22 protein-coding genes are annotated in these 23,680 nt (G+C 47.0%); 7 read left to right on the top strand and 15 right to left on the bottom strand.

Annotated features, from left to right (window positions below):
* Positions 1-124: 124 nt before the first annotated feature.
* A complete protein-coding gene (locus tag AZ602_RS06810; protein ID WP_103034330.1) occupies positions 125-1,039 on the top strand; it encodes an alpha/beta fold hydrolase in 915 nt (304 codons plus the stop codon).
* On the top strand, positions 1,039-1,800 hold the full coding sequence (locus AZ602_RS06805) for a CPBP family intramembrane glutamic endopeptidase (RefSeq protein WP_103034290.1): 762 nt from the start codon (positions 1,039-1,041) through the stop codon (positions 1,798-1,800). The genes AZ602_RS06810 and AZ602_RS06805 overlap by 1 nt, the downstream gene beginning before the upstream one ends.
* On the opposite strand, the gene dusA is transcribed toward AZ602_RS06805, so the two are convergent.
* From dusA to AZ602_RS06790, 3 genes are read right to left on the bottom strand one after another with little or no spacing between them, the layout of a single operon-like run.
* Positions 1,777-2,742, bottom strand: a complete 966-nt coding sequence (gene dusA / locus AZ602_RS06800) for a tRNA dihydrouridine(20/20a) synthase DusA (RefSeq protein ID WP_199174104.1) — start codon at positions 2,740-2,742, stop codon at positions 1,777-1,779. The genes AZ602_RS06805 and dusA overlap by 24 nt on opposite strands.
* Position 2,743: 1 nt before the next feature.
* Complete coding sequence (locus tag AZ602_RS06795; RefSeq protein ID WP_103034289.1) at positions 2,744-3,550, bottom strand: TatD family hydrolase; 807 nt, start codon at positions 3,548-3,550, stop codon at positions 2,744-2,746.
* Between the two features lie 34 nt (positions 3,551-3,584).
* The gene (locus tag AZ602_RS06790) at positions 3,585-5,219 is read right to left on the bottom strand and encodes a mechanosensitive ion channel family protein (RefSeq protein ID WP_103034328.1); all 1,635 of its coding nucleotides are present in this window, start codon (positions 5,217-5,219) and stop codon (positions 3,585-3,587) included.
* 281 nt (positions 5,220-5,500) lie between these two features.
* On the opposite strand from AZ602_RS06790, the gene AZ602_RS06785 reads away from it, so the two are divergent.
* Both AZ602_RS06785 and ahcY read left to right on the top strand, forming a co-directional pair.
* On the top strand, positions 5,501-7,459 hold the full coding sequence (locus AZ602_RS06785) for a TonB-dependent siderophore receptor (protein WP_103034288.1): 1,959 nt from the start codon (positions 5,501-5,503) through the stop codon (positions 7,457-7,459).
* Positions 7,460-7,714: 255 nt separating this feature from the next.
* Positions 7,715-9,079 carry an adenosylhomocysteinase gene (gene ahcY / locus AZ602_RS06780; protein WP_369803882.1) on the top strand — a complete coding sequence of 455 codons (1,365 nt, stop codon included), beginning with the start codon at positions 7,715-7,717 and terminating at the stop codon, positions 9,077-9,079.
* 184 nt (positions 9,080-9,263) lie between these two features.
* On the opposite strand, the gene AZ602_RS06775 is transcribed toward ahcY, so the two are convergent.
* The 7 genes from AZ602_RS06775 to rsmG all read right to left on the bottom strand — a co-directional run bounded on the left by AZ602_RS06775 (position 9,264) and on the right by rsmG (position 15,416).
* Positions 9,264-10,286: a DNA polymerase III subunit delta' gene (locus tag AZ602_RS06775; RefSeq protein WP_103034286.1), complete on the bottom strand. Its 1,023-nt coding sequence runs from the start codon at positions 10,284-10,286 to the stop codon at positions 9,264-9,266.
* 1 nt (position 10,287) lies between these two features.
* Entirely contained in the window at positions 10,288-11,058 is a 771-nt protein-coding gene (gene kdsB, locus AZ602_RS06770; RefSeq protein WP_078317610.1) for a 3-deoxy-manno-octulosonate cytidylyltransferase, read from the bottom strand.
* 19 nt (positions 11,059-11,077) lie between these two features.
* Entirely contained in the window at positions 11,078-12,121 is a 1,044-nt protein-coding gene (gene lpxK / locus AZ602_RS06765; RefSeq protein WP_103034285.1) for a tetraacyldisaccharide 4'-kinase, read from the bottom strand.
* 10 nt (positions 12,122-12,131) lie between these two features.
* Positions 12,132-13,235: a ParB/RepB/Spo0J family partition protein gene (locus tag AZ602_RS06760; RefSeq protein WP_103034284.1), complete on the bottom strand. Its 1,104-nt coding sequence runs from the start codon at positions 13,233-13,235 to the stop codon at positions 12,132-12,134.
* A 62-nt stretch (positions 13,236-13,297) separates the two neighbouring features.
* Complete coding sequence (locus tag AZ602_RS06755; RefSeq protein WP_103034283.1) at positions 13,298-13,906, bottom strand: hypothetical protein; 609 nt, start codon at positions 13,904-13,906, stop codon at positions 13,298-13,300.
* A 5-nt stretch (positions 13,907-13,911) separates the two neighbouring features.
* The gene (locus AZ602_RS06750; protein ID WP_078317606.1) at positions 13,912-14,703 is read right to left on the bottom strand and encodes a ParA family protein; all 792 of its coding nucleotides are present in this window, start codon (positions 14,701-14,703) and stop codon (positions 13,912-13,914) included.
* A gap of 26 nt (positions 14,704-14,729) precedes the next feature.
* The gene (gene rsmG, locus AZ602_RS06745) at positions 14,730-15,416 is read right to left on the bottom strand and encodes a 16S rRNA (guanine(527)-N(7))-methyltransferase RsmG (RefSeq protein WP_103034282.1); all 687 of its coding nucleotides are present in this window, start codon (positions 15,414-15,416) and stop codon (positions 14,730-14,732) included.
* A 316-nt stretch (positions 15,417-15,732) separates the two neighbouring features.
* On the opposite strand from rsmG, the gene AZ602_RS06740 reads away from it, so the two are divergent.
* Both AZ602_RS06740 and nth read left to right on the top strand, forming a co-directional pair.
* Complete coding sequence (locus AZ602_RS06740) at positions 15,733-18,111, top strand: Lon protease family protein (RefSeq protein WP_103034281.1); 2,379 nt, start codon at positions 15,733-15,735, stop codon at positions 18,109-18,111.
* Between the two features lie 118 nt (positions 18,112-18,229).
* Positions 18,230-18,877: an endonuclease III gene (nth, locus tag AZ602_RS06735; protein ID WP_103034327.1), complete on the top strand. Its 648-nt coding sequence runs from the start codon at positions 18,230-18,232 to the stop codon at positions 18,875-18,877.
* Between the two features lie 92 nt (positions 18,878-18,969).
* Here the strand turns inward: nth and AZ602_RS06730 are convergent, their stop codons facing one another.
* Together AZ602_RS06730 and AZ602_RS06725 are read right to left on the bottom strand one after the other, a co-directional pair.
* A complete protein-coding gene (locus AZ602_RS06730) occupies positions 18,970-20,259 on the bottom strand; it encodes an adenylosuccinate synthase (RefSeq protein WP_103034280.1) in 1,290 nt (429 codons plus the stop codon).
* A gap of 51 nt (positions 20,260-20,310) precedes the next feature.
* Positions 20,311-21,597 (bottom strand): ATP phosphoribosyltransferase regulatory subunit, encoded by a 1,287-nt coding sequence (locus tag AZ602_RS06725; protein ID WP_227525194.1) that lies wholly within the window; start codon positions 21,595-21,597, stop codon positions 20,311-20,313.
* A 444-nt stretch (positions 21,598-22,041) separates the two neighbouring features.
* On the opposite strand from AZ602_RS06725, the gene AZ602_RS06720 reads away from it, so the two are divergent.
* Entirely contained in the window at positions 22,042-22,452 is a 411-nt protein-coding gene (locus tag AZ602_RS06720) for a hypothetical protein (protein ID WP_103034279.1), read from the top strand.
* Positions 22,453-22,581: 129 nt separating this feature from the next.
* On the opposite strand, the gene AZ602_RS06715 is transcribed toward AZ602_RS06720, so the two are convergent.
* From AZ602_RS06715 to AZ602_RS10400, 3 genes are all read right to left on the bottom strand, one after another.
* Positions 22,582-22,956, bottom strand: a complete 375-nt coding sequence (locus AZ602_RS06715) for a hypothetical protein (protein WP_103034278.1) — start codon at positions 22,954-22,956, stop codon at positions 22,582-22,584.
* 9 nt (positions 22,957-22,965) lie between these two features.
* Positions 22,966-23,286 carry a polymorphic toxin-type HINT domain-containing protein gene (locus AZ602_RS06710; protein WP_103034277.1) on the bottom strand — a complete coding sequence of 107 codons (321 nt, stop codon included), beginning with the start codon at positions 23,284-23,286 and terminating at the stop codon, positions 22,966-22,968.
* A 163-nt stretch (positions 23,287-23,449) separates the two neighbouring features.
* A complete protein-coding gene (locus tag AZ602_RS10400) occupies positions 23,450-23,545 on the bottom strand; it encodes an immunity 8 family protein (protein WP_227525193.1) in 96 nt (31 codons plus the stop codon).
* Between the last annotated feature and the right edge of the window lie 135 nt (positions 23,546-23,680).

Below are 23,680 nucleotides of genomic sequence, written 5' to 3'. Positions count from 1 at the left end.
GTATAAATTTTGCATAGGATCAGAGACTTAATCGTCAATTATTTTACTGGTAAAATCTTAAATAATTGGTTATGCTAATGCGTTTAACTCATAATTATCTTAGCATGCACCGATGGATCCGATCATGACTGATTTTAATACCGAACAATTAGCATTACTTGACAGCTTACCCAAATCCAAACTGACAGGCAAGCCAGTGCTACATTTCGTCCATGCCAATGGCATGCCATCACCGACTTATCTGCCGATACTTGAGCGATTGGCAAATCACTTCGCCATTGAGCGGATTGATCGTCTTGGTACGCATCCCAATTATCCTGTGGATAATCACTGGCAGAGTCTGACTCGCCAAGTCGCTGACAGCATCGATGATGCGTGCTATAAGCATGGGGTAGCCACCGTGGTGGCGGTTGGACATTCGGTCGGAGCAATGACCACGATGCAGAGCCTACTTGCCAATCCTAAGCCAATCAGCCAAGCGGTGCTGCTTGATCCATCCTTATTGACAGGCAAAAATAGCCTGACTTGGCATCTGGCAAAGTCAGTTGATAACAAGCTAAATCGGGTGCCCTCATTAGCTCATCGCTTGATTGATAAGCTCTCCCCTGCTGGCAAATCCAAATACCGCAAAGATACCTTTGATAGCTATGATGCTGCTTATCAAGCACTGCGGGACAAGGCGTTGTTTCGCCCATTTGATGAACGCTGCTTTGAGTTGTACATCCAGCACGGCTTTGTACCGACAGCTGATGGCAAAGTGACGCTCGCCATCCCAAAATCTGTGGAAGTCGCCATCTTTCGCACCATTCCGTCATTGTATTGGCTTAAGTCCATCAACCCAAAGCGACCAATGACCATCATCGCAGGCAAGGATAGCCACTTTACTCGCATCGGCTCATATCGTGATGCATCTGATAAATTTGGATTGACCGTGCAGTATGTCGATGGCGAGCATATGTTCCCACTGGAGCGACCTGATGCCATCAGCGATGAGATTTTGGCGACCATCCTACGCCAAATCCACTCATCACAAGCCTGATGCGATCACCCTTGCCACGCTATCGCCCGATGACTGCCACCGCCTTGATGGCGATGGTGGTGGCGACCATGTTCGCCCTACAAAATGGCTGGCTGATTATCCTAAGAGCCATCGCCAATGCCACACCCTATCATCAGGTGACGGATAATACCCTGCTTGTGATGTCGGTAGTGCTGACGGCGGTGTGCTTGGTGTGGCTGATGGTGTTTTGGCAGTATTTTCGAATGCAAAAGTATGCCAATGACACCAAGACAGCACGGCAACTATGGCAACAATATCTAGCATTGATGCCGATGGACGGACGGCAGTTTTGGCACTGTCTATGGGTGTTCTTGTCAGTGGTGCTTGGTGCCAGTCTCATCGCCAATCTACTCACCACCGCCCTATCACCAACACCATCGGCAGATAGCACTGCCTTGATGGGTCATGATACGCCGATGTGGCTATTTGCCCTAATGGTGATGGTGTGTGCACCAGTTTATGAAGAGCTGATTTGTCGTGGACTGTTTTGGCGACTGGGGCAGGATATTTTTTCATCATTTAGCAATAACACACGCCATATCACCATACTGACCAGCCTGATCAGCAGTTTGATATTTGCTCTGCTACATTTTCAGTATAATCTGATCGATACTGGCATGATGTTCGCCATCGCTCTAGGGCTGTGCTATGCTCGTGTGCGGACAGGCTCGGTATTTGCGCCGATGATTTTACACAGTATTAATAATAGTTTGGTGCTACTGCTGTTGATTTTGGAGTAGCACCTGCTCGCCTGCACTGCGGATGTCATCTAGGGTCAATGATGGTTTACCGCTCAATGCCTGTCGCCATGCGCGCGCACCTGTCAGCCCTTGGAACAAGCCCAAATAATGCCGTGTCAAGGTCGCAAGATTCGCCCCTTCATCGGCTCGCTTGGCAAGATAACTCATCAATCCTTCAAAAATCTCACGACGGCTCGGCATGGGCAATCCCCAAAGCTCATTGCACTCTGCCATCAGATAAGGGTTATGATAAAACGCACGCCCAATCATCACACCATCAACATACTGCAGATGCTCACGGATGGCACCCATCTGATCAATACCACCATTAATCTCGATGGTGAGCATGGGGAAGTCTTGCTTGAGTCGATAAATGTCATCATAACGCAGTGGCGGAATTTCACGGTTTTGCTTGGGTGATAGACCTTGTAGCCAAGCAATGCGAGCATGAGCGATAAAATGCGTACAGCCAGCTTCTGCCACCGTCTCCACAAAGCCTTTCATAAACTCATAGCTGTCATGATGGTCGATGCCAATACGATGCTTGACCGTGACAGGCTTATCCGTGACCGCTTGCATCGCTGTCACCATCTTGGCGACTATCAAAGGCTCTGCCATCAGGCACGCACCGATTTTATTGTGCTGGACACGATCGGATGGACAGCCGACATTGATGTTAAATTCATCATAACCCTTAGCATCGGCAATCTGCACCGCCTGCGCCATCTCATCAGCATCCGAACCACCCAACTGTAGCACCACAGGATGTTCAGTACCATCAAAGCGTAGCACACGATCGGTATCACCCTTTAGGATGGCACTGGTGCTGATCATCTCAGTGTATAGATGGATGTTTGGATTGAACAATCGGGCAAATGCACGAAAATCAGACGTCGTCCAATCGATCATGGGGGCAAGGCTGATGCGTTTAGTTTTCATGATATCAGTCACCAATAACCACCTTGTACTGATTCACCAAATTGACAAAATTCTGACTGGTTATCTGTCCAATCTCGGTGATGTCCATGCCATAAACCTTGGCAAGCACCTGTGCCACATATGGCACATAGGTCGGTTCATTATCACGACCACGCTTGGGCACAGGTGCTAGATACGGGCTATCAGTCTCAATCAATAAGCGGTCTAGGGGCAGCTGTTTGGCAACTTCTCGCAGCGCTTCAGATTTATTAAAGCTAACAATCCCTGATAGCGAAATGTACAGCCCCATATCCAGCGCGCGCTTGGCAAAGGCATAATCCTCAGTAAAACAGTGGATGATACCATGCTCACAGCGCTCGCTTTGTAGCACATCCAACGTATCATGATAAGCACTACGGGTATGCACAATGATGGGTTTTTTGGCGATTTTGCTGGCACTGATATGGGTGGCAAAGCTATGCTTTTGGGCGGATTTTTTATTGTCATCCCAATAATAATCCAGCCCTGTTTCGCCAAATGCCCACACCTTATCCGTATCCAAAGCCAGTAAATTCTCAACTTGCACGCTCTGTAGCATCGCTTCATCTTGACAAGGGTGAATCCCCACACTCATGCCGATATCAGGTAGGCTATCATCACTCATCGCCAAATCCACCCACGCACGGATGGCATCATTTTCCTCAAACTTGCACATAATCGCCATCGCTCGACTGACATCAGCATCACGCATGGCGGTCAGTAGATGGCGTGGCGACTGCTCACAATTGTCAAGCTTTAGATAAGTTAGGTGGCAATGCGAATCGGTGTACATAGTCGTTCTCAATCAATACAAACGCCGTATTTTATCACGAATCTGACTGATTTAGGCGGTTTTTGTCATCCAGCACCACCGTCTGACTCGGCAAGGCGTGCTCAACCTGATAATTTTCTAAGAATTTTAGCACCTGTAAAATCAACTGGCTTTGTTTGTCATAAAACTCCTGCGCCCCTGACGCTGGAATATACGCACGCATCTCGATGACATAGCAGTCTTGGCGCAGCTCTTTGATCCACACCTGATTCCACTCATCATTGGTCAGGCTATGCGATGCCAAAAAGCCCTGCAAATCAGCAATCATCCGCTCTACTTCTGCCAAATCTGCGGTGCGCTTAATGAATAAATTATGCAAAAACCAAAACATATCTCTTGCGGTAAAGTTCTCAATCTGCAAAGCAGAAAACTCACCATTAGGCACGGTGACAATGGTGCGATTGAGCGTGCGGATACGCGTTGAGCGGATGCCGATGTCAATGACCGTGCCTTCATAAGTGCCAAATTTACAATAATCCCCCACATGCACTGGACGGTCAGCGACGACGACCACTGAGCCGATGAGATTTTCGATGGTTTTTTGGGCACCAAAAGCCAGTGCCAAACCACCCACACCCAGTGCAGCGATCCCCGTGGTCAAATCAAAGCCTAAGTTGCCAAAGATGATGATAATTGCCAAAATGACCATAAACACCTTGGCGATTTTGCGAAGCAGATTTAGGATCGAGACCTGCTCAGGGCGGCCGCGCTTGAGCGAATTGGCTTCAGCGCGGCGAAACACACTATCCAGCAATCGCAGCACCAGCCAAGCAGTCGCACCCCACGCCACGATGTCTTTGATGCGACCAAATGAGCTGCGCAAGGTCAGTGGCACGCCGACGCGCACCATCACCTCAGGCAGCAGCATCGCCACAAAAATCAGCGCCAAAGGCATGATGACACTGGGCGTTACCCGATATGGTTTTTTGCGGATATTTGTGTATAAAAACTTTGAGATGGTATAGAGCAGCCACACCGCGACATAAAAGATCAAACACATCGCCACGACGAGCAGTATCACAGCCAGCACTTCCAGCCACTGCTTTTGGTGATTGTCCATATCATCGCGAACCAGATTTAGCTGTTCGGCCAAAGTCTTGGTCTGAGCGACCTTGCTGGGCAGCTGTTCAAGGGTTTGACCTGAAATTTGCCAAAACACCACGCCTTCATCACTTTCGCGACGCGTCACCAAAATATCGAACCGCTCATTCATCAGCTGAATTTCACCGACTTTATCAACTTCTCTGGGCAGATTATCCGATAAATTCCCCTCAGGCGTATCACTCAGCTGCAAATCAGGAAACAGCCTACCACCAGAATCCAGCGTCTGCACCAAATGCTCAACCACATCACGATTGGCCATTTGGGTTTCTGCCAGATATCGACCATCCAGATAGTTTGCCGCCAGATCATAATCATCGCTTGTTATGGCACGCATAAATCCTTGGACAGTGCCTCGCGGCGTCTCACGACCGAAACTGTCTGTCGCTTTGACAGATTCTTCGGCGCTGGCAGATTCTTTGCTTAAAATTTTGGCTGTGGTGGCAAAGCTTGGTGTGATGCCAAGCATCAGCACCAATATTAAGCCCATCGACATGAGCGTACTTTTGATAATCGGTAAATGTCTCATAATGACTGCAACTGGTTGAATGGGATTAAAGCAAAAATGCCATAAAGACAATGCATCGCCTGCCAAATCTGATCATTGTATAAATAAATAAACCGCTTGGCAACCGATGCCATATGTCTGATGATCATCAGATGCTGAACTGGCAAGCTGATTGAATGATTTTCAACTTAAGATAAGAAATTTTCAGCAAAATATCACTAAGTGAAATTATATTCATGTTATAATACCCGCAATGAATGTTACAAATTTTAAATCAACAGCAACATAGTTTTAGGTGAGATATGTCATCCCTTACTTTACGCCGTGCCATTATCTTGGCATTAGCCCCAGCCACTTTGATTTCACAGAACGCGACAGCTGCCACAGGCGATGATTTGCCTGTTGTGGAGCTGGATCCTGTTGTGGTGACAGTGAGTCGCATCGCCACACCACTAAGCGATACCCCTGCCTCAGTCACTGTCATCAGCGCAGGCGAGATCGAGAAAAACCCAGCTCGCAACCTATCAGATGTCATCCAGTCAGATGCAGGTATCTATGTCAAGCAATCAGGTGGCATCGGTCAAATTCCTGAAGTCTCCATCCGTGGCTCTTATCCTGTGCATACTTTAGTACTAAAAGATGGTGCACGCCTTAATAATCAAAATCATCTTGGTTCTGTTTATACTGGCTTTATCGATACCACAAATCTGAGCCGTGTTGAAATCGCCAAAGGCCCTGCTTCAGTACAGTATGGTTCTGATGCCATTGGTGGTGTCATTCAAATGGTCAGCAAAACGCCAACACGCACAGGTGCTGAAATCACTGGTGTGGTTGGTGAAAACAACACCTACAAAGCCATCGTTAAAGGCGATGTCGTGCATAATGACTTTTATGCCAGCCTATCAGGACAGCGTTTAGAAACTGATGGCACTCGCATTTTTAATAACCAAAGCCGTGATAATCAAGCGGGCTACGAACAAAAAGGCTATACCGCCAAGCTTGGCTTTGACAACAAACAAAATCTTGATGCCAGCATCAGCTTTGATCACAGCGAAGGTATTAATGAATTTAATAACTTTGGCAGCAGCACATCACCAAATACTTCATTGCGTGAATTTGAAAACCAAATTATTAATGCCAAAATTTCTTATAAACCAATTGACAATCTTAGCTTAAATGCCCGTTATAGCAATGTCAAAAATAAACAAGATGTCATAGACTACGCCTCATTTTATCACACCCAAGTGGATGAGGCTGATGTCAACGCCAAGTGGTCATTTGCAAACAATCAAAATATCCTAGTCGGCGTCACAGGCAATCAGTCTGAATACACCAGTAACGCTGTCAAAGATGGTGTTCAGAGTATCGATACGATTGGCTATTATGCACAGCATCAGTACAATAGCGACAAAGTTAATACCCAAGTCGGTGTGCGCTTAGAAGACAATGAACGCTTTGGTAATCATACCGTGGGTCAAGGCGCAATTCGTTATCGTATCACACCTGCAACGAGTGTTTATGCCAATGTTGGTTCAGCGTTCCGCGCACCTGCATTGTCTGAATTGTATTACGAAAGTATTGATGGGCCATATCCAAACTGGGTGAATCCAGATATACTTGAAACATATGCCACAATTGGCAATGAAAACCTAGAACCTGAGAAAAGTATTAGCTATGAGCTAGGAGCTTCACATCAATTTAGTGATAACTTGACTCTGGATGTTACTGCATTTCACACCCATGTTAAAAACCTAATCGATATTCAAAACTCAACCACTGATATTCTAGATACAACCAATCCAGGCATAATTCAGAGATTCAATACTGGCACTTATTCAAATATTTATAAGGCCTCATTTATTGGTGGTGAAATCAACGCTACATATGTTCGTGATAATTACTACGCAAAAGCTGGTTATGCATACGTAGAAACCGAAAATAAAGACAACAATCGTGAAATTGCCTATCGCCCAAAACATACAGGCACATTAACTTTAGGCTATGATGATGGCGTCGTTGGTGTCAGCACCTCAATCATCGCGCGCTCAGATGCTTATGCTAATAGAGCCAACACCATCAAAGTACCTGGTTATGCCACTGTGGATGTGGATGCTTATTGGAACATCAATCCGAATGTCAAAGTATTTACCAACATTCAAAATATCGGCAATGTAGAATACAAAACTGCCAACTACTCTGGCAACCAATGGTATGTCAATGGCGGCCGCCAAGCCAATCTTGGTCTGACTTTTAAATACTAATCCATCATTGGAATTTAAAACGGTTGATGCTATCAGCCGTTTTTTATTGCCTAATGGCTGTAATCATCCCAATAATTTGTTATAATAATCAGTTTGCAAGAGATGTTGCAACCGCCTTTGGCTTTAAATCCAACAGCGGTCAGGCTTGCTTTTTAGATTTGCGACAGCGATTTAAAATAATCAACGACATCTGCGTTTTCTTTTTATGATGATTATCCATCATCTCATCGTTAATTTTTAAAAGGAGTGGACGCAGTGTCTACATTTACAGATTATAAAGTAGCTGACATCAGCCTTGCCGACTTCGGTCGTAAAGAAATCCGCCTCGCCGAAACCGAAATGCCTGCTCTAATGGGTCTGCGTAAGCGTTATGCTGCCGCTCAGCCACTGGCTGGTGCCAAAATCGTCGGCTGTATCCATATGACCATTCAGACAGCCGTTTTGATTGAGACTTTGGTGGCGTTGGGCGCTGAAGTTCGCTGGACTTCTTGCAACATTTTCTCCACCCAAGACCACGCTGCTGCTGCCATCGCTGCTGCTGGTATTCCTGTATTTGCTTGGAAAGGCGAAACCGAAGAAGAATACGAGTGGTGTCTAGAACAACAAATCCACCAAGACGGCAAACTGTGGGATGCCAATATCATCCTAGATGACGGTGGTGATTTGACCGCGTTGATTCACGACAAATACCCACAAATGCTCGATAAAATCCATGGTATCAGTGAAGAGACCACCACAGGCGTACACCGCCTAATCGAGATGCTGGGCAATGGCACACTCAAAGTCCCTGCCATCAATGTCAATGATGCTGTCACCAAATCAAAAAATGACAACAAATACGGCTGCCGCCACTCACTAAACGACGCCATCAAGCGTGGTACAGATATGCTGCTATCAGGTCGCCGTGCATTGGTCATCGGCTACGGTGATGTGGGCAAAGGCTCAGCACAGTCTCTGCGCCAAGAAGGTATGATCGTGCGGGTGTCTGAGATTGACCCAATCTGTGCGATGCAAGCGTGCATGGACGGCTATGAAGTCGTCTCACCATTTGTCGGTGGCGACCAAGCCCAAGGCGTGAACACCGCCCTACTCCAAGACACCGATTTGATCGTGACCACCACAGGTAACTATCATGTGTGCAATAGCGAGATGCTAAAAGCCCTAAAATCAACCGCTGTCGTGTGTAACATCGGTCACTTTGACACCGAGATTGACACTCAGTTCATGCGTGACAACTGGAAATGGGTAGAAGTCAAGCCACAAGTGCACCAAGTCTATCGCTCAGACAGTGATGATGACTATCTCATCCTACTGTCTGAAGGTCGCCTAGTGAACCTTGGCAATGCCACAGGTCACCCATCACGCATCATGGACGGCTCATTTGCCAACCAAGTGCTGGCGCAGATTCACCTATATCAAGAAAAATTTGCTGATTTGCCTGCTGCTGACAAGCCAAACAAAGTCTATGTCAAGGTACTACCAAAGAAACTTGACGAAGAAGTGGCTGCTGCGATGGTTGCAGGCTTCAATGGTATCATCACCAAACTTACCCAAAAACAAGCCGACTATATCGGCGTGTCGGTCGATGGCCCATTTAAGTCAGATGAATATAAGTACTGATTCATAGCCAAAAAAAGCGATTGGGATTATCCGATCGCTTTTTATTTTGGGCGTTATTTATGATGGTTGATGAACTTAGGATGGGTTTATCATTATCCCAGCTTTTATTTTAGTTATAATATTAAGCAGGCATTTACGATGGATCAAACTTAGCTGGCATAGAATTTTAGCATCAGCTCATCGATCATGATACGGATGACTGACCTGCCATCGTAAGCATCAGCTGATCATAGGCCAGTTTTTCTTGTACATTTTGAATGATCGATACCTCAACATCATCCAGACTGGCCAATAGCCGCTCCAGTGCATGATGATCCAGATCCAGTCCTCCAAGCAATGATTCGATATCCAAATCACGATGCAGATTTGGCAAAGCCAAGCGATGCCGCCAAAGTGCTACTAACATCATCCGCGACAACAGGATAAACTGCTGCAAGGACAGCGTTTTTTGCCAATATTCACTGGCCGCCATCGGTTGACGGGTACCGCGATTTAGCGCCGCGAAAGTCTTTAGCCACAGTGCGCGCTGGTGAAACCAGTCCTCATGCCATAGACGCTGGGCTTGCAATACCGCGCCATCACTGAGTTCAAGTAGCATCTGGGCAGTATCAACATCCATCTGCTCGCTCAGATAACTCAATGCAAGTGTCTGGTCAATCTGCGACAGCGGTATGGTCTGCACACGGCTTTTGATGGTCGGTAATAATCTTGAAGGATGATCACTGATTAAAATCAAAAACACCCCATCTCGCGGCTCTTCAAGGGTCTTAAGCAGCGCATTGGCCGCGCCCAAAGTCAAGGTGTCAGCGCTATCAAGCACCATCACCTTTACGCCATGGCCTTTGGTTTGGCTGTATTCTTGTAGGCGTCTGATGTCATCAATCTTGATGCTATCACGCACAGACTCGCCCTCGTCAGGCTCAGGTAGCACCATCAGGTCTGGATGCGTGCCTGCTTTTAGCCATTTGCAGCTATCGCAAACTCCGCATGCGCCTGACTCTGTAGGCTCAATACATAACAAATACGCCACAAAGCGCCAAACAAACGCATGCTTGCCGATGCCCTTAGCCCCTGCTGCCAACAAGCCATGTGGTAGCTGCTGATGAGAAAATTGCTCGGTCAGCTGTCGCCATGCCTTATCTTGCCAAGGCAGTGCTTGAGCAAAATAACGCTGCGCTGACACATTCGCACTCACCACATCCTGCATGTTAATAAGCCAACAAATCTGCCATCGGCATGGCATTCAATCTCGCTAAATCCTCAGGCGTATCCACACCAGCAGGCAGTGCGACCTTCGCGATGTCAATGGCGATGCGCTCGCCATTTTCAAGTACACGCAGCTGCTCTAGACTTTCAAGTGCTTCAAGCGTCCCTTGAGGCCAGCTGGTAAAGGCTTTTAGCATCCGCACGCGATAAGCATACAGTCCCAAATGTCGATACGCCTGCGCAGGCAGCTGATTTTGGGTGGTCATGCCATCGCGATCATGTGGAATGGGCGCGCGGCTAAAATACAGCGCATGCTTGGCTTGATCCATCACAACTTTGACCACCGATGGGCGAAGAAATTCATCCATATCCTGAATCGGCTCGCACAAAGTAGCCATCGCACAGTCTGGATTCTCAACCAGCAGCTGCACCACTTGCATGAGCAAAACCGGCGGCACCAACGGCTCATCACCTTGCATGTTCACTACGATGTCATCATCACCCATCCCCAGATCTGCCGCCACTTGTGCCAAACGATCAGTACCAGACGGATGATCGGCATCAGTCATCACCACCTTGATGCCTGCCTCTTGGCAGACCGCTTGGATGCGCGCATCATCAGTCGCCACGCAGACGGTATCGGCAAAAGTCGCCTGCATGGCTTTTTTGGCAGTCCACAAAATCATCGGCTGGCCATGGATCGGTAGTAATGGCTTACCAGGCAAGCGGGTGGATTTATAACGGGCTGGGATCACCAAGTGCACTTTTTGCATAATTCATCCTATAATAAAATCAAATCTGATAACGCAGCTTTAGCGCCTCGATGGCTGCCAATAATGCCTCGCTAAATCTCGCCTCCACAGGCAGCACCCAAATCCGCTCAAATAAAGCGCTGTACTCAGGATGCTGCACGGCCAAAGATCTTATCTTAACAGCATCTTTGGCAGTGATGATTATCGGCAATTCATCAAGAGCCATCAAATCTGCCAGCTTAAACTCATGATGATCACCAAATGGCTGCGGTAATACCTCAAAGCCCAATGATCCTAAGGTATCAAAAAATCTTTGGGGATGGCCGATGCCACTGACTGCATAAACGCGGCTGCCTGATTGAGGAGGCATCTGATGACAATCAGACATCAAAGGCTCAAGCGCACTAGGCTGCAAAGTCATCACCAAAGCATCATCAGAATAAGCCGCCTCGGCCTTATCATGATAAATCACCGTCGCCCCCTCAAGGCGACTGATCGGCTCGCGCAAAAAACCTTGTGGCAGCAGCTTTTGATTGCCAAAACCTCTGGCGGCATCGACCACGATCCATTCCAGATCGCGATGCAATGCATAATGCTGCAAGCCATCGTCACTGATGATGAGACGAATCTTAGGATGGTGATGCAATAACAGCTCGATGGCAGCCTTGCGGTCAGCGCCGACGGCCATCGGCACTTGTTTGCCTGTAGAGGCATACACAGACTGGACGATCAAACAAGGCTCATCACCCACTTGATCTGGCATGCTGTCTGGCAGTACAAGCCTTGGCATGCTGCTGGCATCACCGCCATAACCGCGACTGATAACGCCGACCTGTGCATCCTGTTGCATCAAAATCTTAAGTAGCGCGATGATCAGTGGCGTTTTGCCACTGCCTCCGACGGTGATGTTACCGATGATGAGTACTGACACAGGTGCTTGATAGGTGGAAATGACGCCTGATTGATATAAGGCTTTGCGCGCGCGGCTGATCGCGCCATAAGCTGCCGATAAAGGCGCCAATGCCATCAAAGCCTTAGACTCGTTTTGCCAAGCTTGGGTCAGTGCCAGCTCTGCTTTTTTCATCATAGCCTCTTTATCTAAGCTTATCAATCAGCTCGTTTAATTCATCATGGCTATAAAAGAAAATCTCCACGCTGCCCTTGCCGTCTTTGCCTTGCTTTAATTTGACTGTCGCGCCCAGTGCATCAGAGATCTGCTGACTTAGCGCGAGAATTTCATGATCGGGTTGGCTGCTCTGCTTCGGCTCAGGATCCAAGATGGATTTCACCAAGCGCTCAGCATCGCGCACCGTCATCTGGCCATCGACGATTTTTTTGGCGATGATTGGCTGCTGCTCAAGCGATAATGACAGCAGTGCACGCGCATGCCCCATGTCCATATGGCCATCGATCATATGCTGTTTGACTTCATCATGCAGATGGTTTAGGCGCATCAGATTAGACACCGTCGTGCGTGCCTTGCCGACCACCGAAGCGATCATCGCATGACTCATGCCAAATTCGGTATGAAAGCGCTGCAAGGCGGCTGCTTGTTCAAGGACATTCAGATCCTCGCGCTGAATATTTTCAATCAAAGCCAGTGCGATGGCGATCTCATCAGACAGCACGCGTTCGATGGCAGGAATGCTATCGAGGCCAGCAAGCTTCGCCGCACGCCATCGACGCTCACCAGCGATGATCTCATGCGTGACCGTATCACTGCTTTTGATCTCATCACCCAATAGCGGTCTGATGACGATGGGCTGCATCACGCCATGCTGCTTGATCGACAGCGCCAATTCATTGAGCGCCTCTTCGTTCATGTCTCGGCGCGGCTGGTATTTGCCCGACTGTAGGCGATTGGTTTTGATTTGGATCAGTGCCACTTTCTCGCCGCCCGTTGCAGCTTTGTCCAGATCGCCTTTGTCAGCCTCTGTGGCTTTTTTATTTTTTTTCTTTTTGTCCGCCTTGTTGGATTTTTTGTTCAGCTCGCTTTTGGCATCAGCTTTAGCATCCGTCTTATCTGCCTGATCGGATTCATTTGACTCACTTGACACAGCGGTTTGTAAAGTTTGGGTAGGTGACTGCTGGTCAGCCACCGCCTCTTGGGCATCGGCGATGATTTTTTTCTCGATGGCGATGTTGCCTAACAGCGCATCCAATCCACGGTTGGTACCCAATCCACGCTTTTTAATCATGACTATATCCAGCTTGATTTTCAGTAAATTTTAGTTAATATAATAAATGGATGACAGACCATCTAGCCATCATCACGCATCGACAGTCCATACTGCCAAAACAGCAAAATCTCTCTCTGCTGATACTCAGCCAATTCAGACAGCGCGTCGGTAAGCTCTGCGTCATCAGCCTCAGATACGATGCTGGCAGCAGTCTGATTTGGCGAATCATCCATTGACTCAATCAGGCTCAAAGCATCTAAGGCCTGTTCACCCAAAACCTGACCACTGACACCCTCATCGGATGCACCCTTGTCGATACCCTCGTCACTCACAGTGCCATCATCACAAGCATGCATCGCCAGTTGTGGCGCATCTTCTAATGCATCAGCTTGATGATCAAGCACAGATGGCTCAATATGATGAGCCGCAGATTGCTGATCAGCCGTATGCTTAGCTGGCGCTTGCATCTGTGGTGCTATCTTGGTGCTGATTTGGTCGTTGGAGGGCGTGTCTGTGATGGCTGGGTCATCAGCTGGCAGCTGATCGTGCGCCATGACAGAGCCATCACTGGGCTTAGGCATGATCGCCTTGGCATCATCGATCACACCCACCACTTGCCGCCCGACTTTACTGCTATTTAGCAGTGTGTCCAGTCCACGCTTCGCGCCCAATCCGCGTTTTTTTGACATCTGAATTACCCACGCGCCTGATCTTTGGTGGTGGTTTGCGCCACTACCTCATTCATCAGCATGTGATAAGCGATGGCACCTTTTGAGGATTTTTCATAGCCAAAAATCGACTGCCCAAAACTTGGTGCCTCAGCCAGTCGCACATTGCGAGGGATGCTGGTCTGATAAACCAATTCCCCAAAATGCCGCTCAAGCTCAGCTGAGACATCCTGCGCCAAGGTATTGCGATAATCGAACAAGGTGCGCACCACACCACGGATGTGCAGCTTAGGGTTGATGCTGGTGAGTTTTTCGATGGTCGCGATCAGATCTGCCACACCCTCCAATGCATAATATTCGCACTGCATCGGGATGATGACGCCATCGGTGGCTGCAAAGGCATTGACCGTGATCATACTAAGGCTAGGCGCGCAGTCCATCAGGATATAGTCATAATCCAAATGCCCTGCAGCTTTGGCATCTGCCATCGCTTGCTTTAATAAAAACGGCGCATCAGACACCCCAGCCAATGACACATCAATGCCTGCCAAATCACGATTGGCACCAATCACATCAAGCCCTATGTCTGTCTGTAGCACCGCCTCGTGCAGCGCCACACCATCGAGCAAAATATCTGCCATGGTATAACGGAGCGCATTTTTATCAAGGCCGACGCTTGTGGTGGCATTGCCTTGCGAATCCAGATCGATCATCAGCACTTTTTTCTTGGCGATCACTGCCAACGCGGCTGCCAGATTCACAGTGGTGGTGGTTTTGCCGACGCCGCCTTTTTGGTTGGCGATTGCGATAATTTCCATGATAACCCTTGAATATAATGATAATTTTAATTAAGCGCTGATTTGGTTAAATACACCACGCAGCGATCTTCGTTGAGCTTAGGCACATTGAGCACCCGAACCTCAGTCTGCCACGCTTGTAGCGTCTCGATCTCATCAGCAGTCGGTGTCTTACCCTTCATCGCGTACAGCACGCCATCACTTGCCAGACAAGGCGCGGCCAATCCCACAAAGTCATTCAGCGATGCAAAAGCACGCGAGGTGATGACCTGATATGCCTGCGCAGCTTCGGTCTGATGATGTTCGATTCGTGCGGCGATGGGTGTGATGTTGCCAAGTTTTAGGTCGCTTGCGATTTGGCGGATAAAGCGGATTTTCTTTTGGTTGCTATCAAGCGCATCGATGTGCCAATCTGGACGCAAAATCGCCAAAATCACCGAGGGTAGTCCAGCACCTGTGCCAATATCCAGCAGACGAATATCCGAACGCTCTACAAATGGCAGATGCGGCACGATGGCCATACAATCAAAAATATGTTTGATGAGCGCCTCATTCGGGTCGGTGATGGCGGTCAGATTATAAGCTTTGCCCCACAACAAAAGCCCATCTAAATAGCCTAAAATCTGCTCAATCTGATCCTTGCTAATATCAAGCCCAAGCGATGCAGCAGCAGTCTCGATGGCACCAAAAAACGCCTCCGCCTGATGAGAAATCTTTGAAAATTTGACAGTCATATTATAAATTCTAAATAAATTTTAAATTATTTCAATCGATTATCAAGCCAAAATAGCCAAAACATGCTGAGTTTTAGCCATCAATCCATCCGCCCTGCCCAAGATGACTTGGACGGATAAAGATGTCTGCAAAAACCTAGGCTGATGGCAGCTAAAATCAAACTTTGTGGCCATCCGTCTATTTTATCATGCTTTAATCTGCTAAAATACCCTTTTTTGAGCCAACTGACTGCGTTTTTTGAGCATTTTTGCCAAAATATCTCATTTGCTTTTTATTGCACACCACAGCACACAGCCTTTAGCCTACAGCCATTTTATGAAAACCGATCATTCCACATTAAAAACCACCCATCGTCTAAAGGCAGCCGATCTTAAGCGCCATACCGATCCTGCCACCCTGCCCAAATCCAGCCGCAGCCGCCTGCCACAGCCTGAGATTAGCTTTGGTCAGGTGCGCGCCATCAAAGCCATCAATACCGCGCTGGATATTCGCGCCAGTGGCTATCATGTGTTCGCCGTCGGTGAAAATGGTCTGGGCAAGCGTACGCTGATCACTCGCCTGCTCACCGAACGCGCCAAAACCATGCCGACGCCAGATGACTGGGTGTATGTGCATCATTTTGATGATTCGCGCCGCCCGATTGCCATCAATTTCCCTGCTGGCATGGCAGTCGTTTTTCAGCAAAAAGTACACAAATTATGGCAGCTTGCCAAGAAAAAACTGGCTGCCAAATTGCTCGGCGATACTCATCAAAATCACATTGAGCTGATCAAATCCACTGCCAGCCAAACCCAGCAAGCGCGCTTGGTAGATATGGAGGCACAGGCCAAGCAGCACCATCTTACCCTAAAAACCTTAAGCGATGGCCGCATGCAGCTGATCGCGATCGATGATCAAAAACCCATCGATCCTGCCAAATTCAAACAACTCCAAAAACAGCTATCAGCCATGCAACTGGCGATGGGCGATCTTGAAGACAGCATCCATGATCAGCTCGATGAGCTGCATCAGCAGACCGCCAAAAAAGTGCTTGAGCCATTGTTCGCATCTTTGATGGCAAATTTTGATGATCATCCAAAAGCGCGGCAGCACTTAAGCGCCATGCAAGCAGATATGATCAAGAATGTCGCGCGCATCATCAATGAAGATGATGAAGATTTCATGCCGGCTGTGCTATCAGAGGTGCCAAGTCGCTATTCGGTGAATGTGGTGGTCAGTCATAAGGCTGGCTCTGGCGCACCGATTGTGTTCGAGGATTTGCCGACGCATTTGAATCTTTTGGGTCACATCGAATACACCACCGAACTTGGCACAGTACTCACCGATGTCAGCATGATCCGTGCTGGGGCATTGCATAAAGCCAATGGCGGTTTTTTGATTTTGGAGGCGCAAAGCTTGCTTGAGCATCCTTATGCTTGGCAAGGGCTAAAGCGCGCTTTGCAGTCCAAACAAATCAAAATCTCAAGCCTAGAGCAGATGCTGACCTTAACTGGCAGTCTGTCGCTTGAGCCTGACAGCATGACACTGGATGTCAAAGTCATTTTGCTTGGCGAGGCGGATTTGTACTATGAGCTATTAGAATTTGAGCCTGAATTTAACGCTGTGTTTAAAATACGCGCCGATTTTCATGAGACCATTGTGCGCGATGCTGTCAGTGAATACGGCATGGTGCTAAAAATGGCCGACATCATCAAAGCCGAGTCACTGCCTGCTTTTGATAACACCGCCTTTGCTGTGATCATTGATAAGCTGTCTGAGCTGGCCGATGATAAAAATAAACTTGATCTGCACACCGATCGACTCTCAGGTTTGCTCGTTGAGTCAGCGCGCATCGCTGTTATCGATGATGCCAAGACCGTCACTGGCCATCATGTGCGCCGTGCGCTGGATGACATCACCGAGCGCACAGGCTATCTCAAAGATCTGTATTGGCAAGAAATTCTAAACGGTCAGCAGCTGATATGCACCACAGGTACCGCCATCGGTCAGATCAATGCCCTCACCGTCATCAGCTATGCTGACAGTGAATTTGGTCTGCCTGCGCGTTTGACAGCCGTGATTGCACCGAATTTCGGGCATGGCGAGATCCTAGACATCGAGCGCGATGTCGAATTGGGCGGCAGCTTACATGCCAAGGGCATGTTGATCATGTCGAGTTTTTTGCGTTCATTATTTAGCGAATTTCATGAATTAAATTTCAGTGCTTCATTGGCATTTGAACAAAGCTATGGACAAATCGATGGTGACAGCGCCACGCTGGCTGAGGCTTGTGCGCTGTTATCCGCGCTTGCCAATGTGCCGATTGCGCAGAATCTGGCCATCACAGGCTCGATGAATCAACTGGGTGAAGTCCAAGCCGTCGGTGGCGTGAATGCCAAAATCTCAGGTTTTTTTGATGCTTGTCGGGATAAGGGGCTTGATGGCACACAAGGTGTCATCTTGCCACGCGCCAACATTGATCAGCTGATGCTATCAGATGACATCATCGATGCGGTGTCAAAAGGTCAATTTCACATTTATACCGTCACTCACATCACCGAAGCTTTGGCGCTGCTATCTGGTATGGCCATCGATGAAAAAACCAAATCAGGCGAATACAAGAAGACCGCTTTATTTGGCAAAATCGCCAAACGACTGGAGAGTTGGCAAAGTGATGATGAAGACAAACCTCACAAATCCGATAAGAAAAAATAACCATCAATGCATTGATTAAGATAAAATGAGCATAGCATCCAAAGCAATTCGCGCAAGTCAGACCAAATCAACCAAGCCATCGGTGGCAAAAACCGCCGATACGCCACCCTCGCGCCCGATGAACGCCGAAAAGCGCCAACTATTTTTTCAAAAATTGGCCGATCACATCACCGAGCCTGTGACAGAGCTGAACTACTCGAGCGATTTTGAATTATTGATCGCTGTGATGCTCTCGGCTCAGGCGACCGACAAAAGCGTGAATATCGCCACCGACAAGCTATTTGCCGTCGCCAATACGCCTGAGGCGATTTTGGCATTGGGGCTTGATGGCCTAAAATCATACATCAGCTCAATCGGCCTTTATAACTCCAAAGCTGCCAATGTCATGAAGACTTGTCAGGATCTGATCGATCGTCATGCAGGACAGGTGCCTCGTACGCGCAGTGAGCTTGAGGCTTTGGCAGGTGTGGGTCGAAAGACCGCCAATGTGGTTTTAAACACCGCCTTTGGTCAGCCAGTCATGGCCGTCGATACGCACATTTTTCGGGTGGGGAATCGTACAGGGCTTGCCACTGGCAAAACGGTACTCGCCGTCGAAAAGGCTCTGATGAAGCGCATTCCCCGTGAGTACCTCGTGGATGCGCATCATTATCTGATTTTGCATGGTCGATATACTTGCACTGCACGCAGTCCAAAGTGCGGCGCGTGCGTGGTCTATGAAGAATGCATGTTCAAAGATAAACACAAATGGGCGCAGATGGCGTAGCTTGACATAAGATTTATCATATCTAAAAGACAGATCGCCCAAATAAAAAGCTCTGCCACATCGACAGAGCTTTTGAGGATTGATCACAAAAATCAGGCATCATACGGATCGCGTAGGACGATGGTCTCATCACGGTCAGGACCTGTTGAGATGATGTCCACAGGACAGCCAACCAAGGCTTCGATACGCTTGATATACGCCTGAGCATTGGCAGGCAGATCTTCAAACTTGGTCACGCCGATGGTTGACTCGCTCCAGCCTGGTAGCGTTTCAAATTTTGGCGTGACTTTTTCGTAGTATTCAGCATCATAAGCACCTGCGATTTCGCCCATTGGCACTTCATACTCAGTACAGATACGGATTTCTTCTAGACCGTCTAGTACATCAAGCTTAGTTAGGCAGATGCCTGACATAGAGTTTAGCACCACCGCACGGCGTAGGCTGACCGCATCAAACCAACCACAGCGACGCGCACGGCCAGTGGTCGCACCAAATTCATGACCGACTTTGGCAAGGTGCGCACCCACATCGTCAAATAGCTCTGTTGGGAATGGGCCTGAGCCGACACGAGTGGTATAAGCTTTGGTGATACCAAGTACATAATCTAGGTACAATGGGCCAAGACCTGTGCCTGTTGAGACGCCACCTGCCGTGGTGTTTGAGCTTGTCACAAATGGATAAGTACCATGATCGATGTCAAGTAGCGTACCTTGCGCACCTTCAAACATCAAGTTTTCGCCATTTTGACGGCGAGTTTCGAGTGCTTCGGTCACATCCACGACCAAATCTTTGATCTCAGCTGCCCATGCTTTGCACAGTGCCAAGGTCGCATCATAGTCGATGGCATCGACTTTATAATACTGGGTCAATGCAAAGTTATGATATTCAAGCAAGCTTTCAAGCTTTTGTGGCAAGTCTTCACGGAACAAATCAGCGACTTTTAGACCACGGCGAGCCACTTTGTCTTCATAAGCAGGGCCGATGCCACGACCTGTGGTGCCGATTTTGGCGTTGCCACGCTTGATTTCGCGTGCTTGGTCTAGTGCCACATGATAAGGCATGATCAAAGGACAAGCTGCTGACACACGCAGGCGTTCACGCACAGGCACGCCTTTTTCGATCAAGCCATTCATTTCTTTTAAAAGTGCATCAGGGGCAAGCACCACGCCATTGCCGATAAAGCAAGTCACACCTTCACGCAAGATACCCGATGGAATCAAATGCAACACGGTTTTTTCGCCACCAACAACCAGTGTATGACCAGCATTATGACCACCCTGAAAACGCGCAACCGCCGTTGCTTTTTCGGTGAGTAGATCCACGATTTTGCCTTTGCCTTCGTCGCCCCATTGGCTACCAAGTACTACGACATTCTTACCCATGATAATTCCTTAAGTTGATCAACAAAATTAAAATAAATGAATATAAAATACTTAAAACTCATCACCGACCAGTTGCACTGCCCATACGCCCTGCTCACGATCAAAATGCAGTACGCCATCGACAGTCTGTGGCTTATCATCTGCTGACAGTGGCTTGATGACGATACAGCCTTCGGTCTGTAGGGTTTTGATTTGTTCGGATAGATCGGCTTTTTGTTCAGCAGTTGCACCCTGTAAATCGGTATAATCCACCCAAATCACGGTGTCTTCTTGAAGCTCAACAAACTCAAGCAAACGGTTGATATCCATACTAAAGCCTGTCGCCACTCGTGGCTTGCCATCGATTGATAAACCTTCAAAGCGACCACCACGCACCAGTGCTTGCGTTTGGGCTGTCTGAGAGTGTGCCAAATAGGCATTAAATACGATGCCAGTATGATAATGATAGCCTGACAACTCAGTCACATCTAGGCTGACACCCATGCCAAGCGTACGAATGTGTGCAATCAAAGCGACAATCTCATCAGTCGCCTTAATAATACTCGCATCATTGCGTGCTTTGGCAGACAGCTTGGATAACAGATTGGCAGCATTTGGCACGCCATCTTGGGCGAGCGTGTGTTTGCCCAGCACCAAAAAATCATTAGCACCATCAGCATCACCAAGTGTCTCACCCAGCGTTTGACAAAATGCTTGTAGCTCAGGCAAGGCTTTTTTGTGATAAATTGCCATCAATGCATCGACATCAGCCGCTGCTACTTGATGTAGCTCACACAGTCGCTCAAAAATCGCCACATGACCGACATCCATATGCAGACGATCGCGAGCAAGCCCAATTTCATCCATCAGTGCTGCCAACAAATCAATCAATGAAATCTCAGCATCGATGCTATCAACGCCAAAAATCTCTGCACCCATCTGAAGTGGCGTACGCAGACCAAACAAACCAGTCGGCAAGGTCTTGACCACTTGACCGACATAGCAATAACGGCTAATGCCCTGCCCATATTTACTATCGATACGCAGAATCTGTGGCGTAATGTCGGCTCGCAAACCCATCAAACGACCATTTAGCTGATCAATGAATTTGAAAGTTTGACGCTTTAGGTCTTCATCAGCCGTGCCAAGCAAGCTTTCAGTGTATTCGATCAAGGGTGGCGATACCAAGCGATAGCCATGTGCTGTCAGGACAAATAATAACGCATCACGTAGACTTTCTTGTTTTTGGGCGTCTGTAAATAGCACATCCGCCACCCCATCAGGCAGCAGCCAGTTTTGTTGTAGCTTTTTGGCGATCGTTTGATCACATTGATTGGTATTGGTGCAAGACTGTAGCACAAAAAACCCCTGTAGGCAGACAAAACACACAAAGCAATCCAATCACATCCGACCTACGCCTTATGCTAATTGCTTTATGAGTTGGCAATATCAAGCCAATGAATTAATAAAAATTAATCAAATCGTTAAATAAATTTGGTGAAAAAATTTGACATCCCATCAATGCTTGATAAGATAAAAAGATGCGTCTATAGACAATCAGAATTTTTTCCTATCTAGTGTATCATACTAACACGCCCATGCAAGGCATATTTGCAAAATTTTTTTAAATTTTGGGATTTTGCTTGAGACACACCCAATGAAAGTCATATTTAATACTCAAAATCCATCCCAATCAAGGTATAATGGTGCTGTCTGTGAACTATCATCAAGTAGGATTAATGATGCGTGGTATGCACCCTACCTCTCAAAAAAAAGAAGAATAGCATAACCGGGAGTTAAAAGATGAGTTATGACTTTGCTCCATATGTTTGCGTTGGGGAATTTTACTTTAATACACTTATGGGAAGTTATCTAGAGAAATTAAAAGATTACACCAAAAGAATTGATGAGTATAATTACACTCATTTTACCGCAAAAGATGATAGTTGCATGGTGGGTTTTGATGAAGATGATTTGTTGTATGCTGTGTATTGCTACAAGGTCTTAACCTATAATAATACCAATCTTATTGGCTTAACTTTTGATGAACTTCAGCTGATTACAGGGTGGGATTTTATTGGCGAACCCGAAGAATTTGACATAGACGATGATAATACCCCACAGTATGTTTATGATTTTGAAAATTTTGGTTCTTTGGTTTGGACTAAAAATGGAGTAGTTGTTTCGATGACACTATATAGATATGTTGATTAGTACAGTACGGTAGATACCACGCATCATCAAATACCATTCAATCAACGGTGCATGGTATGCACCCTACGCACTGGTACACAGCAATAATAACAGTACTTCAAAGATCTAGATAAACATTACCTTACAACCTTAGAACTCAAATCTTATATTCTCTAAAATATCTAATGTACCCAAGGGACTGGCCAGTGGATTAAAATCAGATGTCCAACTATCCAGTTGGTATAAATAACCGTAATTATCCAAAGATAATTCAAGCATTATCTTTCTACCGTCTGTATCATAAGTTTCTGCTTGTATCAGTGGCTTCCCAAATTCTCTTGTGTCATTACCATCATAAAAAAACTCAAAAGAGCCCATACCCGCATCGTCAGTGAGATCAAAAACCAATATTTGCCTAAGTGGTGATTGAGTTTTATATGGTTCTTTGCATAAATCCAACAATTTGGAAATCAAAAGAAATTCACTTTCGTGTAAAAAACGAAGCTTAATATTATCTCTTAACATGAGACCTGCCTATATCATACTGGTTAACGCCAACTCCATGGATGTAATACTGAACTTTCTGACCATTGATTGCACCCACACACCCAATCTACCCACATGATAGGTGTGGAAGTCATCAACTTCGATATTATAGACGGTGTCGGTGTGGTTTGAAATTAGATATTGGCTTAGCACTTCTACTTCTTGATTGTTTCCATCAAGCAGTATCATGCCTTGTTCTAGTAAGGAAGCTTTTAGCCAGCCACTGTCTTTAATCCAAAATGGGTGTTCTGATGTGGTTTCTAGGGTGTCTATTTCTCCTTGGTTGTTTTTAACCGTTACTTGGAAAATGGGTTGTTGATAGCATCAACTGTACCGGTGCAGTATTAACATCCACTTGATTAAGACTTATGCCAATATTATATGCTACATTACCCAGTTTGCCCATTCTTGTGGCAGAAGTTTCGCCTTGATGATTGTGATGGAATATTTCGTGGTTTGGGGTTTCTGTAAGCTAAACATCTCGATAGCCCTCAAACTCCCAATCGGCATACCTAGAAAACTCCACAACAAACTCTTCCCAATCATTTGAACTTAAATGATTGATCAATTTACTAATACGGTTTGAACCGTCCCGAGTTTATCGGAGACAAGATTGCTTGAGTCAAGCAGCATAGCCTGACGGTTTTAATGAACAATAGTAAATATTCTCCGCATCAATAGGCGACAAATATCCATTTCTAGA

It is taken from the genome of Moraxella sp. RCAD0137, from assembly GCF_002894025.1.
Lineage (GTDB): Bacteria > Pseudomonadota > Gammaproteobacteria > Pseudomonadales > Moraxellaceae > Moraxella > Moraxella porci.
Note: the sequence above shows the minus strand (reverse complement) of the source record. Positions and strands in the feature narration are given on the sequence as shown.

Excerpts from the sequence above, each read along its gene's own strand:
- AZ602_RS06810 (WP_103034330.1), top strand. The coding sequence starts at position 125 with ATGACTGATTTTAATACCGAACAATTAGCATTACTTGACAGCTTACCC.
- AZ602_RS06805 (WP_103034290.1), top strand. The coding sequence starts at position 1,039 with ATGCGATCACCCTTGCCACGCTATCGCCCGATGACTGCCACCGCCTTG.
- AZ602_RS06795 (WP_103034289.1), bottom strand. The coding sequence starts at position 3,550 with ATGTACACCGATTCGCATTGCCACCTAACTTATCTAAAGCTTGACAAT.
- AZ602_RS06790 (WP_103034328.1), bottom strand. The coding sequence starts at position 5,219 with ATGAGACATTTACCGATTATCAAAAGTACGCTCATGTCGATGGGCTTA.
- AZ602_RS06785 (WP_103034288.1), top strand. The coding sequence starts at position 5,501 with ATGTCATCCCTTACTTTACGCCGTGCCATTATCTTGGCATTAGCCCCA.
- AZ602_RS06775 (WP_103034286.1), bottom strand. The coding sequence starts at position 10,286 with ATGCAGGATGTGGTGAGTGCGAATGTGTCAGCGCAGCGTTATTTTGCT.
- kdsB (WP_078317610.1), bottom strand. The coding sequence starts at position 11,058 with ATGCAAAAAGTGCACTTGGTGATCCCAGCCCGTTATAAATCCACCCGC.
- lpxK (WP_103034285.1), bottom strand. The coding sequence starts at position 12,121 with ATGAAAAAAGCAGAGCTGGCACTGACCCAAGCTTGGCAAAACGAGTCT.
- AZ602_RS06760 (WP_103034284.1), bottom strand. The coding sequence starts at position 13,235 with ATGATTAAAAAGCGTGGATTGGGTACCAACCGTGGATTGGATGCGCTG.
- AZ602_RS06755 (WP_103034283.1), bottom strand. The coding sequence starts at position 13,906 with ATGTCAAAAAAACGCGGATTGGGCGCGAAGCGTGGACTGGACACACTG.
- AZ602_RS06750 (WP_078317606.1), bottom strand. The coding sequence starts at position 14,703 with ATGGAAATTATCGCAATCGCCAACCAAAAAGGCGGCGTCGGCAAAACC.
- rsmG (WP_103034282.1), bottom strand. The coding sequence starts at position 15,416 with ATGACTGTCAAATTTTCAAAGATTTCTCATCAGGCGGAGGCGTTTTTT.
- AZ602_RS06740 (WP_103034281.1), top strand. The coding sequence starts at position 15,733 with ATGAAAACCGATCATTCCACATTAAAAACCACCCATCGTCTAAAGGCA.
- nth (WP_103034327.1), top strand. The coding sequence starts at position 18,230 with ATGAACGCCGAAAAGCGCCAACTATTTTTTCAAAAATTGGCCGATCAC.
- AZ602_RS06730 (WP_103034280.1), bottom strand. The coding sequence starts at position 20,259 with ATGGGTAAGAATGTCGTAGTACTTGGTAGCCAATGGGGCGACGAAGGC.
- AZ602_RS06720 (WP_103034279.1), top strand. The coding sequence starts at position 22,042 with ATGAGTTATGACTTTGCTCCATATGTTTGCGTTGGGGAATTTTACTTT.
- AZ602_RS06715 (WP_103034278.1), bottom strand. The coding sequence starts at position 22,956 with ATGTTAAGAGATAATATTAAGCTTCGTTTTTTACACGAAAGTGAATTT.